Origin of the sequence: Paraburkholderia sprentiae WSM5005 (genome assembly GCF_001865575.2) — a bacterium.
GTDB classification, from domain to species: Bacteria; Pseudomonadota; Gammaproteobacteria; order Burkholderiales; family Burkholderiaceae; genus Paraburkholderia; species Paraburkholderia sprentiae.
The window spans coordinates 457,810-471,091 of record NZ_CP017565.2 but is presented as its reverse complement, the minus strand read 5'-3'; the positions used below and the strand labels follow the sequence as shown (position 1 = coordinate 471,091).

General features: G+C 59.3%; 13 protein-coding genes and 1 pseudogene. 4 read left to right on the top strand and 10 right to left on the bottom strand.

The window, feature by feature from the left end; translation table 11 throughout:
* Window positions 1-347: 347 nt before the first annotated feature.
* Window positions 348-902 (bottom strand): chloramphenicol phosphotransferase CPT family protein, encoded by a 555-nt coding sequence (locus tag BJG93_RS35920; RefSeq protein WP_034476854.1) that lies wholly within the window; start codon window positions 900-902, stop codon window positions 348-350.
* Between the two features lie 350 nt (window positions 903-1,252).
* Here BJG93_RS35920 and BJG93_RS35915 point away from each other — a divergent pair, with 350 nt between their 5' ends.
* Window positions 1,253-1,603, top strand: coding sequence for a VOC family protein (locus BJG93_RS35915; protein ID WP_027193595.1), 351 nt, complete (start codon window positions 1,253-1,255; stop codon window positions 1,601-1,603).
* A 289-nt stretch (window positions 1,604-1,892) separates the two neighbouring features.
* Here BJG93_RS35915 and BJG93_RS35910 read toward each other — a convergent pair whose 3' ends face one another.
* The 3 genes from BJG93_RS35910 to BJG93_RS35900 form a co-directional block, all read right to left on the bottom strand.
* Window positions 1,893-2,312 (bottom strand): PAS domain-containing protein, encoded by a 420-nt coding sequence (locus tag BJG93_RS35910; protein WP_322786918.1) that lies wholly within the window; start codon window positions 2,310-2,312, stop codon window positions 1,893-1,895.
* A gap of 369 nt (window positions 2,313-2,681) precedes the next feature.
* The gene (locus BJG93_RS35905; protein ID WP_051374096.1) at window positions 2,682-4,271 is read right to left on the bottom strand and encodes a hybrid sensor histidine kinase/response regulator; all 1,590 of its coding nucleotides are present in this window, start codon (window positions 4,269-4,271) and stop codon (window positions 2,682-2,684) included.
* A 2-nt stretch (window positions 4,272-4,273) separates the two neighbouring features.
* Complete coding sequence (locus tag BJG93_RS35900; protein WP_027193598.1) at window positions 4,274-5,077, bottom strand: alpha/beta fold hydrolase; 804 nt, start codon at window positions 5,075-5,077, stop codon at window positions 4,274-4,276.
* Window positions 5,078-5,396: 319 nt separating this feature from the next.
* Between BJG93_RS35900 and BJG93_RS35895 the strand changes: the two genes are divergently transcribed.
* Entirely contained in the window at window positions 5,397-5,651 is a 255-nt protein-coding gene (locus BJG93_RS35895; protein WP_051374161.1) for a DUF378 domain-containing protein, read from the top strand.
* A 10-nt stretch (window positions 5,652-5,661) separates the two neighbouring features.
* The gene (locus BJG93_RS35890) at window positions 5,662-5,916 is read left to right on the top strand and encodes a hypothetical protein (protein ID WP_154671642.1); all 255 of its coding nucleotides are present in this window, start codon (window positions 5,662-5,664) and stop codon (window positions 5,914-5,916) included.
* A gap of 79 nt (window positions 5,917-5,995) precedes the next feature.
* On the opposite strand, the gene BJG93_RS35885 is transcribed toward BJG93_RS35890, so the two are convergent.
* The 5 genes and pseudogenes from BJG93_RS35885 to BJG93_RS35865 form a co-directional block, all read right to left on the bottom strand.
* Window positions 5,996-6,698, bottom strand: a protein-coding gene (locus tag BJG93_RS35885) for an IS6 family transposase (protein WP_154671643.1) whose coding sequence is annotated in 2 segments (ribosomal slippage) — window positions 5,996-6,163 and window positions 6,165-6,698 — 702 coding nt in all. Because the reading frame shifts where the segments join, the coding sequence is not laid out codon by codon here.
* Between the two features lie 60 nt (window positions 6,699-6,758).
* A protein-coding gene (locus BJG93_RS35880; protein WP_231337699.1) for an IS5 family transposase occupies window positions 6,759-7,576 on the bottom strand; the annotation gives its coding sequence in 2 pieces (ribosomal slippage) (window positions 6,759-7,228 and window positions 7,228-7,576; 819 coding nt in all).
* 125 nt (window positions 7,577-7,701) lie between these two features.
* Window positions 7,702-7,872, bottom strand: coding sequence for a hypothetical protein (locus BJG93_RS35875; RefSeq protein ID WP_174566145.1), 171 nt, complete (start codon window positions 7,870-7,872; stop codon window positions 7,702-7,704).
* 34 nt (window positions 7,873-7,906) lie between these two features.
* Window positions 7,907-8,176 (bottom strand): DUF1488 family protein, encoded by a 270-nt coding sequence (locus tag BJG93_RS35870; protein ID WP_027193601.1) that lies wholly within the window; start codon window positions 8,174-8,176, stop codon window positions 7,907-7,909.
* A 214-nt stretch (window positions 8,177-8,390) separates the two neighbouring features.
* Window positions 8,391-9,248 (bottom strand): annotated as a pseudogene (locus BJG93_RS35865) (tyrosine-type recombinase/integrase); the annotation flags it as partial.
* A gap of 968 nt (window positions 9,249-10,216) precedes the next feature.
* On the opposite strand from BJG93_RS35865, the gene BJG93_RS35860 reads away from it, so the two are divergent.
* Window positions 10,217-12,106, top strand: coding sequence for a tannase/feruloyl esterase family alpha/beta hydrolase (locus BJG93_RS35860; protein ID WP_071336757.1), 1,890 nt, complete (start codon window positions 10,217-10,219; stop codon window positions 12,104-12,106).
* A 393-nt stretch (window positions 12,107-12,499) separates the two neighbouring features.
* Here BJG93_RS35860 and BJG93_RS35855 read toward each other — a convergent pair whose 3' ends face one another.
* On the bottom strand, window positions 12,500-13,147 hold the full coding sequence (locus BJG93_RS35855; RefSeq protein ID WP_027193603.1) for a TetR/AcrR family transcriptional regulator: 648 nt from the start codon (window positions 13,145-13,147) through the stop codon (window positions 12,500-12,502).
* Window positions 13,148-13,282: the final 135 nt, after the last annotated feature.

Genomic DNA, 13,282 nt, shown 5'->3' with positions numbered 1-13,282 from the left:
TGGAACCGTTACTCCAGATCATCGCTGAGATTATGTCGAGTTCGTGGGGCGTCACCTGCCGCCACACCCTGTGATTACCGGTTCGTGCCGCCGACCAGCACAGCTACTTTCCATAATCAACGACTTGGCATAATCGGCCATTGCGGTCGTTGGGCCGATCGCCGGCCAAGGGCCGCTATGGGTTGCGCTGCAGTCTTGGACCACCGGTCACTTCGAAGGACAGCTTTTCGCCTGCGCGAGGACAGCACACGACCCACAAGAGACGGTCGACTTTCTACGAAGCGGACGTTCGCATAGATTGCACGCCGAATTTTCGCAGCCACCCGGGGTCGACATTTACCACGAATTCAAGATGACAGTGCTCGCAGTACGACTTGTGCGCATTCCTCAGGAGTAGCTTCGCTGGTGTTGACTGTGACGCCGTAAGTCATTCCGGTATGCACCTTGTCGTATTGCCATCTGGCTAATCCGACAAGCCGATCACCCCGTTGCCGCTCTCTTTGCTCAAGCACTTGAAGCGGGCAGTGGACGCCGACAGTGATTAGCTGGAATGGCTCGAACAAGCGAGCGTAGTCATTTTTTTCATCACCAAGAAGAACCTCATCAACGATAAGATTGTTCCCCTCGGATGCCAGTGCAACGATAGCGTGTCGCATACCCAGCATGGCGCGTTGGGCAACCGGACCGCTATGTATCGATACGACGTCCTTTCCTTCCACGGTTGACGACACGAAGGTGAATCCGTCGGGGTCATCCAGATAACGGGTCGGTAGCATCGCGAGGAATGCGTCCATCTGGACATGCAAAAACACGTCTTTCGACGCTGCCTGCAGAGCGCGGGCCAGAGAGGTCTTGCCTGAGCTGCCCACACCGTTGAGCAAGATGATCTTGGTTGTCTGCATTGATATCAGAATATGTTTTTAATTGGCGAATCATACAGGTCCACATTGTCGATAATCGATGCGCGGCTGCAGGTTCAGTCCTGGGCCCATAGTGCCTTATGCGTTTTGGCTCACGTCTAGGGAACCCATATTGTCAGCAAGTTCAGGGGGGATGTCGACTGACCGAACGTGGGCGGGCCACAGCCCTATGCGAGTTGCATGCCTCGACCGTAGCGGACAAATGGATACCGACAAAGCGCTCTCTCGTTCAACGATTAGGTCGCCCACTTTGCTAAAGCAGATTTTTCGACCAATATCGCGAATCGCGATCTTCCTCACCTCGTTCAGCGACGACACAAAAGAGAACCCGCATGAACTCGCAAATATGTGCAGTGCTTGTGTATGTGCCAGACGTGCCGGCTGCATTGGACTGGTACCAATCAGCTTTTCGAGGCGCTGAAAGGCGCTTTCTTGACGAGTTCAATCTGACATACCTCGAATTCAATGGCATCAGACTCGAAATTGTTCCCGCCGATGCAAAATTATCGGCGGGATCGGCGGGCACAGTCGTCTACTGGACCGTCGATGACTTCGATGAATCGCTAAAGCATTTTCTGAACATAGGTGCCACGCTTTATCGTGGTCCAGGCCAAGTGGAAGATGGAAAGCGGATGTGCATGCTGCGCGACCCTTGGGAAAATTGCCTTGGGCTCTACGGCTAACCCGAATATTGTCGACGATCTGCGTGGCCATTTCGACAAGCTGCTTTTGGCCGGCAGTACGCGTTCACACAAGTCGCCGGAAAGCTGCCGTTGAGGAGCCCAACGTCGGCGCTGTAAAACGTTCATCGAACAGGTCCTATCGGCCAGTTGCCGCCGTTCGCCATCGCGGTCATGCGGTCATTCGAACGACTGCAAAGCTCGGGCAGCGGACCTTCAGGCTAGCCCGCGCTAGGCCGAATATCGGCCTTATGCGAAGCTTTCCATAAGGCCGATTATGCCAAGTCGTTGATTATGGAAAGTAGCAGGTCGGAACTCGCGTCGAGAGCTGATGGAAAGCGATCTTCGCGAAGCCGATGGGCTTGCCGGAATCGTCGCGCAGCGGATCGATGACCACGCTCGCCCAGAACTGGCTGCCGTCCTTTCGGACCCGCCAGCCGTCGTCCTCGAATTTACCTTCGTCAAGCGCGGTTCGCAGCGCAAGGGCCGGCCGACCGCTGGTGCGGTCGTGCTCCGTATAAAAAACGGAAAAGTGTCGGCCGATAATTTCACTGGCAGCATAGCCCTTGAAGCGTTGGGCGCCAGCATTCCACGTTTTGATAAAGCCTTCCGGGTCCAGCATAAAAATTGCGTACTCTCTCACGCCAGCGATGAGAAGCTGGAAAGACTGCTCTCCGGAAGTTTCCCCGATAGTCTGTGTCTGATTTGTCATGGTATTTGAATGCAGCGTCCTGTCGGCTGTGCGTTTCACGGGCGGCTGGGCCATGTATCAAAACATACGCAAGCGCAGCGCCTGATTCAATTAGCTATGCTTCGCCGCATGTGCTTCTCGGAACGGCAACGAGAATGCGATCCTTGCCGCGGCGACCGGGCTGTCGCACCTGACATCGTGCCGCACTGCAATGCCTTCGGCTACTCGCACGCTGCGGCAAGATCCCCCGTACCGGAACAATGGCCATCGTCGACCACACCGGGCGATCGACCCGAGCAGGCATGCTACCCGTGCGGAGCTCGACGGCTGCCCACTCAATTCATCGACGAGCTCGTCGGCTGCATCAGGACGTTAAGTGAAACGCGTTCGTCAGGGTGTTGGTTGACCGGACAGAACCGTCGTCAGTTCGTCGAGGTTGACGGGCTTGATCAGATGATGATCAAAGCCGGCATCGGCGGCCGCCTGTCTGTCGCTTTCCTGGCCCCAGCCGGACACTGCAACCAGCAGCAACTGTTTTCCCCAAGGTTGCCGCCGGATACGCCGGGCAACCTCGTAGCCATCGATTCCCGGTAGTCCGATATCAAGCAGGACAGCCTGGGGGCAAAATTCCTGTGCAAGCTGCAAACCGGTCAGACCGTCGCCCGCCGTGCGAACTTCATGCCCGTCCAGCGCGAGCAGCATGGCAAGGCTTTCCGCCGCGTCCTGGTTGTCATCCACGACGATGATGCGACGACCGGTCATGCGTGCCGGCGATTCATGGACAGAAGGCACTGTTCCGGTCGATGAAGCCACATTCGATACCGGGAGATGAACCACGAACTCGCTGCCCTGTCCGGTCCCCTCGCTGCGGGCTTCAACCGTGCCGCCGTGCAGGATAACGAGACCGCGCGCCAGCGCCAGGCCGATGCCGAGCCCGCCCTGCGAGCGCTTTTCCGAAGCGGCCACCTGCGAGAACATGTTGAACACAGTACCGAGGTGTTCAGGCGCGATCCCAACGCCGGAATCACGAACGCAGACCATGGCGCGGTCATTCTCACGGCTCACCCCTAACGAAATGCGACCGCCATGTGGTGTGTATTTGCTCGCGTTATGCAGCAGGTTAAGCATCACCTGCGTGAGCCTGACCGGATCTGCATCGAGGCAGACCGGCTCCGCAGGTAACGTAACCGTCAGCGTCTGCGCTGCCGTGTCTATGGGAGAGCGGGCCAGTTCCACGGCGTTACGCACGACATCTGCAAGTTCGGTATGCTCCCTGCGCAGTTCCAGCTTTCCCTGAGCGATGCGTGACACGTCAAGCAGGTCGCCCACCAGGCGCGTCAAATAGCCCACCTGGCGAGTGAGAATGCCGTGCAGACCGTCCAGGTGTGGGTCGCCGGAAGACTGCTGGCCCAGAATCGCGAGGACGTTGTGCATGGAGGACAGCGGATTTCGCAGTTCATGCCCGAGCGTGGCAAGAAACTCGTCTTTGCGGCGATCCGCCTGCGCAAGCTCGTCGCGACTGCGTGCCAGCTCCTGCTGCGCTTTTTGCTGTTCCGCAAGCGCCGACTGAGCGTGTTGGCGCGCCAGCAGCAGCTCCTGCTCGTATTTATGCCGGTCATGCACGACGACCACTGCCAGTTCGTGAAACACAAGCGATCCAGCCTTGCGGCTAACCGCGTTGAATAGCATGGGTACGCGGTGACCATCGCGGTGGACCACGTCGAATTTCACCTCTGCCGCGGACCCCTGCATCTGCATCAGCGGAAGCCAGTGCGTGTGGTGGAACAGCCGGCCCCCGACCGTCAGCAGCTCCTGGATGCGGCGCCGGTCGACCAGTTCGTCCTGCCGGTACCCCGTCCAGCTGCAGAAGGTCTCATTGGCCAGCCGGATCGTACCATCAGGGTCGCTCACCAGCAGCCCGCAGGGCGCGTATTGAAGCAGCTCCTGCCACGATGGCAGCTTGTCATGAGAGCCGTTCACGTTCAGCAGTCCAGGTTCAGGAGGAATTCTTCCATCGCGTCAATACTGGCGCCAGGCGCGCTCAGATGCGGGCAGTGGCCGACGTTCTCGATGACCCTCAGGGTGCTGTTGCGCATCGTCCGGTGCATGTAGTCCCCAACTGAGCGCGGCGCAATCAGATCATCGCTACATTGAAGCAGCAGGGCCGGCCTGTCTGTTTTATCGAGATCGTTGCGATGGTCCGATAGAAACGTGACGCGCGCAAAATGCGACGCGATTTCCGGATCGGTGCGGCAGAAGCTGTTGGTCAGTTCCTCGCGGAGTTCGGGCTGATCCGGCGCGCCCATGATGGCGGGCGCCATCGTACTGGACCATCCGAGGTAATTGCTGTCCAGCGCCTCCAGCAGTTCGTCGATATCGCTGCGGGTGAAGCCGCCAATGTAATCGCAATCGTTGATATACGACGGCGAGGGCGCGACCATGATCTGGCCAGCGAACCGCTCTGGCGCCTCGATCTCTGCCAGCAGACCGATCATTGCGCTCACCGAGTGGCCCACGAAGATGACAGGCTCTGCAGCCACGTCGCTGATTATCTCCAGGACGTCGGCCGAATAACCATAGAGCGAGCCGTACTTTTTGCGGTCGTACGCGCTCAGGTCCGAGCGGCCGCACCCCACGAGGTCGAAGAGCACGATTCTGAAACGTGCGCTGAACGTTGGAACAAGGCGACGCCACATGTTCTGGTCACAGCCAAACCCATGGGCGAAAACCATGGTCGCAGCGCCCTCACCAATGACATTCACATTATTGCGTTGATGAATATTCACTTATGCTCCGTACAAGAACAGGAATGGCGCAACGGTCGGACGAAGGGACGGACGGCCTACACATGACAGCCGCGGCATCCCTAACATTTTCCGGATCGCGAGACGGTCGGCGACGGTTTATTGACAGGACCGATCGCGAGCCCGGCCGACATTGGACGGCTCGCCTGCACTCATGCAACGTCGCCCTCCGAGCGCGACCGGGCCAGGCGACGATGCGCTTAGGAAAGCGAAACGCGGCCGGCGGCACATCCATTGCTAAAAGAGAGCACCGTCTCATCAGAGCGGTCGATTGTAACGTCGCATGCAAACGGAGGTAGTCATGGCCACAACACCATCGCTCGGCACCGCTCAGGTTCATCGCACACCTTTGGACTGGATCGCGGGCACACTCGTCATCATCGGCGCGCTCAACTGGGGCCCGATCGGGCTCCTCCAGTTGGACGTTGTGGCTGCCATCTTCGGCAGCGGAACGGTACCCACGCGCATAGTCTACGTGCTTGTCGGCATCGCGGGTATCTACTGCCTGGTTCGGGCCTTCATGCCGCCGAAGAGCGGTCCGGTTGCCAGCCGATAGGAGTAGTGCAGTGTATTACGCCGCCGTGGCGGCCCTGATGCCGCAACATGCCGAAAGTACGACGAGCCATCTAATGCCCGCCAATACCGCGTACCTGGAGGCGCCTGCAATACATACCAACCCGCGATACAACTGGCTAATCCGCAAAATTCTGACCGGCGACATGCGGGCACATAGCACACCACAAAAGAAAAACACCAAATATCTGGGGAATGCCTCGATGAAAAATGCGAGCGCTGACCACGACGGCTTATGCGTGGTCTGAAATACAACTAAGGGCACTAAAAAAGGCTTTGTCACAGTAAGGCTCAAAGAGCGAGCGAGATCGATATGCGAAGTACTGCTTATATCGCGAGCTCGTAGAATTGATCAGCGGCGGACAGGTGGGTTCCGCGAGCACATTTCATCTGTCCTTTGGTGATCATGTGCATAATCTCAATGCCGCCCAGAAGGGTCCGGGCACAGCGAAAGGTCTTGAACCCCAGCATGGGCCGCGTTCGTCGCTTGATCGCCCCGATGATCCTGCTCGACCAGGTTATTGAGATATTTGGACTGGCGGATCTTGATGGGCGCTTCACGATCGGCATTGATTGCTTCGAGCGCGGCGAGATTGGCGCCGCTTTTGTCTATGGTTACCGTCTCGGGTACACCGTTCTGGGCGATCGACTTCTCAAAGTAACGCCGGGCCGCAGTCTTGTCCCGATGGGCGCGTAGCAGAAAGTCAATGGTGTTGCCGTCCTTGTCGACGGCCCGGTAAAGATACCGCCATTCCCCCTTGACGCGGATGTACGTCTCGTCCATCCGCCAGCTCTTACCCACCGGCCGCTTGCGGCGGCGAAACGCTTTCTCCAGCACCGGCAACAGCTTGATGGCCCAGCGGTGCACCGTCGAATGATCGACCGAAACGCCGCGCTCAGCCATCATGTCTTCAAGGTGCCGTAGGCTCAGCGGATAGGCCACGTACCAGCGCACGCAAGTCAGAATCACGTCGAGCGGATAGTGCAGGCGTTTGAGCACTCCGGCCACCGCCGGATTCATCGTCTTCATCGAGCTTTCAGTCGTTCGTGTCGTTCCGCACATCATAGCGGACCGGCCTTAGAGAATGTTTCAAAAAGAGTCGTCCGAGCGCTGAAGTGTTCGCCAGCAGATCAGGCAACAGGCGAGTTTAAGGAGCCCTTCATGGATGTCGGCACGACGCTCATATCGAGTACGAAGGCGGCGAAATCCATGCAGCCACGCATTGGTTCGCTCGACGACCCAACGGACCTTACCCAGACCGCTGCCATGGGGTTCGCCGCGCCGGGCGATCGATGTGGGGATGCCGGCAGCGTGCAAGGGCCGGCGATACTTGTCGTGGTCGTAAGCGCGATCCGCATAGGTTCGGGCCGGCTTGCGAAGTGGTCGACCGCGCAAGCCACGAACCGGCGGGATCGCATCGACCAGTGGAAGCAGTTGCGTGATGTCGTTGCGGTTCGCGCCAGTCAGGATGACCGCGAGCGGCGTACCGTTGGCGTCGGTGGCAACGTGATGTTTGGAACCGGGTCGCGCACGATCGGTGGGGTTCGGTCCAGTTTTTCGCCCGCCCCAACCGCTCGAACAGAAGTGGAATCGATGACGACGCGAGAAAAGTCGATCTGGTCGGCGGCACGCAACTTAGCGAGCAGGATCTCGTGGAGCCGATCCCAGACGCCGGCCTGTTGCCAGTCGCGTAAGCGCCGCCAGCAACTGATACCCGATCCACAGCCCATTTCGGCGGGCAGATCGCTCCAGCGAATGCCGCTTTTGAGCACGAACAGTATCCCGGTCAGCGCGGCCCGATTGGCCACGGGCTTGCGCCCTGGATATCGGAAGCGTCTCGGCCTTGCTGGCGGTAGAAGTGGTTCGATCAATGCCCACAATTCGTCGTCGATGATTTGCCTGGCCATCTCCTCGCTCCGCTCGTCACAACGGTCGAGGTTAACAGCTTTGCGTTTGAGTTAACAGTAGCCGTAGCTCTTTTTGAAACATCGTCTTACTGCAACAGAACCCTTTTTGCTCGAAGCAGCGGGACTTAAAGCAGTGCGTTGGACGGCACGCCATCGAGCGCGTGATCTTGCACGTTGCCGCGCGCCGTCTTTGCGTCGTTCGTCGGTAGGGAGCGCGGCGCCTCCCGCCATGTCACGGGTTCCTGACGCTCGCGATTCACCGTCAACGAAAATACGCCGCCGGCCAGATTATTCATGCTTCGAGAAGCGTGCCCGATTCACCCGCGCTGCTCAGGGGCGCTCGAAGTCATCGGGTGTCAGTTCCAGGCGTACGCACCGATGCGCAAGTAGCTTCCGTTCGGCGATCGCGCGGATGCGGCTGTACCCGTCTCGGAAAATCCTCAGGATCCGGGCGTCCTCGGCCCGCGGCTCAAGCCAGAAATGGGCCTCCAGCGCTGCAATCGTGACGATGCATTCGACGGTGGTGTTTCCGCGGACGAGCCAGAACCACACACCCTGTCGACTTGCCAGAATCTGCGGCTCGAATTCAGGTTTCTCCATGGCTGGTTCCGGGCGTCATCTCGTAGGCGAGTGAGCAGGCTGTCGATCGCTCCGATGATGCCAGCGATGGTCGCCGGCATGGGGCCACTGGCTGCCTGACATCACTAAAGTGGGCGGAGGATTGCGCGCTCCGCTTGCCGGTTTGTACCGGCGATCGAACCGTCATCAGGAAACGGTCAACCACCGTGCCGGTCGGTCATGCAGGTTGTCGCGCTCACTTCCGGGTCGTAAACGCCTCACTGATCTGCCGCGCGCGCTTAACCTCGTCACTGTGCAGGTAGATCGAGGTGGTCGATACCGAGGCGTGCCGCAGGTTGTCGCGCACCGTGGTAAGTTCGGCGCCGTGACCGAGCGCGTAGGTAGCGTGGGTGTGCCGCAACCAGTGGGGGCTGGCGCGGCGCAGCTTCTCCGCGAGCGGCGGGTGATCGGTCTCGATCGCACTGCCGGCAAGGACGAGAAAGCGCTCGAGCACGCTCCATAGCCGCACACTGCTGATGGCCGCGTCACTGTCCGCTTCCAGGCTGCCGATGACCGGTGTGTTCGGCCGCCAGCGCGCCGTAGTTGTCGGCGACTGGCGCCCGGCCAGATAGCGGACCAGTGCGTCCCACGCGAGCGGCGGCAGCGCCACCCGCGCTATCTTGCCGCCTTTGCCGGTGACGCGCAGCCAGTGCTCGCCGCGTGCGTCCGTCTCGACGTGGCCAAGCGTCGCACCCACCAGCTCACTCGCGCGCAAACCCGTCGCAAAGCCGAAATCGAGCAGGAACCGCAAGCGCTGCGCGGCCGGAACCGTCCAGCCGTGAGACCATTCCAGCCCGTCGGCCATCGTACGAAGCAGTGCCCATTCGCCGTCGGTAAAGGCGCGCGACGCGTCGAGCGCCGATGCCGTCTTGCCGCCGCGCACCCTGATGCCGGCAAACGGATTGGCCAGCACGTAGCGCTGTTCGACCAGCCAGCGGAACAGGGCGCCGAGAATCGACAGCGCGTGCGCGACCGACCGCGCCGACAAGGTGCCGTTAAACGGCCGCCAGTCCGGTGACGTGCGCGGGCGCACCGGGCCGATCCAGCCGCGCCTGCTCACGCGCGACGTTTGCCGCCTTCCGCAGCGATTTGCTGGCACGCGGTTCCGTTGACCAGTTTGTAAAGTTTGACGTCGCGAATCGAACGCCAAAAGGCGAGACGAGCGCGAGCCATGCACTGTCATTCCACGATGTCTCGGGTGATCCGTTGTCCCATCTGGCAAGTCCAAGGCGCGCAGCGGCGGTGGTACGCGCCTAGGCGTCGCGCCAGCGCACTCCGAGGCTCACGCGAGCTGCGTGGCATTCCAGCCAGTGCCGCGTCCTGTTGTCGGCACCATCCGCGCCGCGGAGCTGACAATCAGCCGTCACCATCGCTGCAAGGGTGCCATTAAATCCGGGTGAGGGGAGTCGGTACGGCCAGCATCGTTGTTCGACGCCGGGTTCGACCGAGCGCGCCCAAAGCATGGCAACAAATGCCTTCTGTGCTCTACTGCTACAGCAAATGCGCTCGGCGATCTCGAGTGGGTCACACGAGTCCATAAACCGGGATACCCATCGATTTCCGTCGGGTGCGACATGCCGGCGGACATGGCGCGCTAGCGCACGGTACACATCGATCGCAGACGTCGTCTCCCGAAGTGACGCTCGTCTATTCTCTTGAACATCAGTTGGCGGCGGACGATCCTGGCTCTCCACAAGCTTTGACGGGGAGCCGTACTCAACGATCTCGAGGCGAGCCGGCGCGGACGTATTCGGTCTTAAGTCCGGTTACGGCGGATCCGCAAACGGATCTGGTCGGTAGCAAGCTTACAAAAACATTCAATGGCGACGATCCGGCCCGACCAGCTGCCAGCTTGGGCTTGGTATTAACACCGACACCGTTGCGGTTGACAGCCTTCGCGATGACACATATCGTTAACTGAAACCAAGATTCACTTAAGATCGCTTTGGCTTGCTTCTGGCGCCTGCCGCGCTTCCGCACTGCCCTCTTTATCGAAAGTAATAAAACGACACGGAGACACAAATGAATGTCAGGATTTCGGCGATAGCCAGCGTAGCTGTTTCGCTGATGACGGCGGGGTGTGGCGACGGGGGGGGTGTACAGACTGCGTCGCCGCAGCAGCCGACGTTAGCGGAAATGTGCACCACCTCGACCATGCAGAAAGCAATGCCGACGGGCGTCACGGTCAAGGACATCCCAAATTTGTGGACGAGCCTGCCGGCAGTATTCCGCGCGACCAAAGGAGGGGTCAACCTGCTAGCTGAGAATGCCTTGGGCGATGGTGCACCCGCCTATTGTCTGGTTACCGGGAGCTTCGTTACCAATTCCGTAACCGGCAAGACCGCAAATTTTGCAGCAGGATTTCCTGCTGCAGATAAGTGGAACGGCAAGTACCTCCAGATTGGATGCGGTGGCAACTGCGGAAACGTTGGCGAGTCGGGAGCTCCCAATCCAGCTCATCTCCGCGCTGGTTTTGCGGTCTGGCAAACCGACGACGGTCATGTAGACGGTTCCATTGCTGCAACGGGAACATCCCTCGAGTCCGACAGTAGTTGGGCCGTAAGTTCTCCAGGTGTGCAAAATACCGATGCCGTACAGGATTATCTGCATCGCGCGGTGCATACAATGGCGGTACTTGGCCAGCATGCAACGGCGTCTGCATACAACGTTCAGACCGTGAAGCGTTCATATTTTATGGGCTGTTCGGACGGTGGTCGCGAAGCGATGGTCGAAGCAACGAAGTATCCACTGGACTTTGACGGAATCGTAGCGGGCGCACCGTATAACCCGCGCAAGAATCATCCTAACACCATGACGCGCGCACTGGTTCAGCTTCGCAGCACGAGTGCTCAGTTATCAGGCGCGCAAATGAAACTTGTTGCCTCCGCTATGACGACTGCCTGCGATGCAGCTGACGGTGTCACAGATGGGCTGATACAAAATCCAAACGCGTGCAACTTCAATCCCCGCAAAGACATCCCGATGTGTGCAGCAGGCGCTGCCGGAAGCGATTCGTGCTTGAGCTCGGATCAGATCGATAGTGTGGCCGCGATCGTCTCGGCTGCCCGCGACCAGACCGGCTCCGTTCTTGCCGCGGGTTGGTCGCCGGGTACATTAGCGGACGCAGCCGACACCGCCGCCTTCCCGTCACAGCCGGCTGCGGGTCCCGACCCGTTCGGTCCTCAACCCTACCTCACGATGTTCAACGACTGGGCGTTTTCGAACTACACGCTCAAGAACATCGTTTTCAACGGTGACCCGAAATATGATGGAAGAACGACGCTCGGACAGACGTTTGGGCTTTCGGATCCTGCGGACCCTTCGACATTCCATGTCACGTTCCCCTCGCAGACTACGGGCGCGATCCAGAACGCGTTCCTCAATGGCACGTGGGATGATCCGGCGGCTCTTGCACCGTTCATTCAAAAAGGTGGAAAACTGTTCATGTATCACGGTCTCACCGATCCCTATCTGAATGCGAACAACACGGTCACGTACTATGAGAATCTTGCGTCCGCGGAAGGGGGATTTGCGGCGCTGAAGAAAAACGTGCGACTCTTCCTGGCCCCGGGCATGGATCATTGTCAGGGCGGAGCTGGTCCCAACGCTTTCGTAAGCCAGTATCAACAGTTCTCTCCAACAATTCCATTTGACCCGCAGCACGATGCACTTGCTTCGCTGGACAATTGGGTAGGAACCGGCCAGGCACCCGACAGCATTATCGCGACGAAGTATACCGACGACGACTCAACAAAACCTGTGTCGCGCACCATGCCGCTTTGTCCCTTCCCCGCACAAGCACATTACTCAGGTTCTGGATCACCGGCAGACGCTGCAAACTGGAGTTGTGCGGACGGGGACAACTCGATGCTCCGCCTGGGGACCGCAGGCACGTTAGCCGGGATGCAGTAACCATTGACTTGTAGTGGGGCAGTAGCTCACAAGCAAACTGCCTCACTCTTGTATTCAGTCAAAAATAAGCGTCTTGCCCGTCTTGCAGTTAATCACATCATCGTCGAAACCAGACCTGATGCGGCGTCTGCCAAGGGCTGAGCTTTCAGGAAAAGCCGTTGGGACCGGGGACCGTTGGCTTTTTTGGGGGGCAACAAAGTAAGCCCGGACTCGGGGCTCGTCAAACGCAGATTCTGTTCAAGCGGCAAGAGTCTCGCACCATGGCCGACTAATCCGCAGTAATCACCTCGAGCGACCGGCCGCGGTGAATGCCGGCAAACTGCACTTCCCGCTTGAGCCTCTCCAGTTTGTGGCCCATCGCCTAGCAAGCCGGTTCGTCGCCGAGCTTAGGATTCAATAGGCGGGAGGAGAGAACGGTCGCGAGTCGCCCGACACCCCTCGCAGACAGAAAGCGATAATCGCCGTGGCGTGGGCAGCTTGCTCCGGCGCAGGGTCTGCCGGGTTAATCGTAAGTGGCGCCACCAGGCCCTCAAACAGGCATCCCACGATGCAATCCGCCGAGGCGGCGGCATCCTGAACGGGGAATTCGTTCCCCGCGATTCCTTGCTCGATGATCGTCTTGAAGACTCGCGACAGCGCGCGGTGATAAACAAGGCGAGCTGCCTCCACGTCAGGCTCGACCGGCTCGGCAACGAGAGCATGTGCCAGGCGATGCCCGCGCAATGCTCTGCTTGCAAAAGTCCATGCCGCCGCACCAAGCCGATCGCGAGCAGTTCCATCACGCATCGCAATTCCGGCGACGACATCTACTTCTCGCTGCGCGGTCGTCTTTACAACCTCGACCATGAGTTCTGTTCTGGACGGGAAATATCGATAGAGCGTTCCAATCGCAAGCCCGGCGGCGTCTGCGATCGACGACATCTGCGCTTCGCGAAATCCCGATTGCGCGACCAGCGCACGCGCAGCCTTGAGGATCAGCGGATATTTGTCTGCGCCGCGGCGACGGATGCGGACGCGCGGTACGTTAAGTAGATTTTCCATTTCAGCTCACCGTCGGTGCAGATGTCGTACGAGGTCAGAAGGCCTGCTCGGAGCGTGCTCTTGAAAGTCATTATGACATGGCAGTTCGCGACAAACATCCGGGCGGGCTGGGGGCTGGGGGTTGAGTGCTGATAC

Coding starts and splice junctions, on each gene's coding strand:
- BJG93_RS35920 (WP_034476854.1), bottom strand. CDS start 902: ATGCAGACAACCAAGATCATCTTGCTCAACGGTGTGGGCAGCTCAGGC.
- BJG93_RS35915 (WP_027193595.1), top strand. CDS start 1,253: ATGAACTCGCAAATATGTGCAGTGCTTGTGTATGTGCCAGACGTGCCG.
- BJG93_RS35910 (WP_322786918.1), bottom strand. CDS start 2,312: ATGACAAATCAGACACAGACTATCGGGGAAACTTCCGGAGAGCAGTCT.
- BJG93_RS35895 (WP_051374161.1), top strand. CDS start 5,397: ATGGCCACAACACCATCGCTCGGCACCGCTCAGGTTCATCGCACACCT.
- BJG93_RS35875 (WP_174566145.1), bottom strand. CDS start 7,872: ATGAATAATCTGGCCGGCGGCGTATTTTCGTTGACGGTGAATCGCGAG.
- BJG93_RS35870 (WP_027193601.1), bottom strand. CDS start 8,176: ATGGAGAAACCTGAATTCGAGCCGCAGATTCTGGCAAGTCGACAGGGT.
- BJG93_RS35860 (WP_071336757.1), top strand. CDS start 10,217: ATGAATGTCAGGATTTCGGCGATAGCCAGCGTAGCTGTTTCGCTGATG.
- BJG93_RS35855 (WP_027193603.1), bottom strand. CDS start 13,147: ATGGAAAATCTACTTAACGTACCGCGCGTCCGCATCCGTCGCCGCGGC.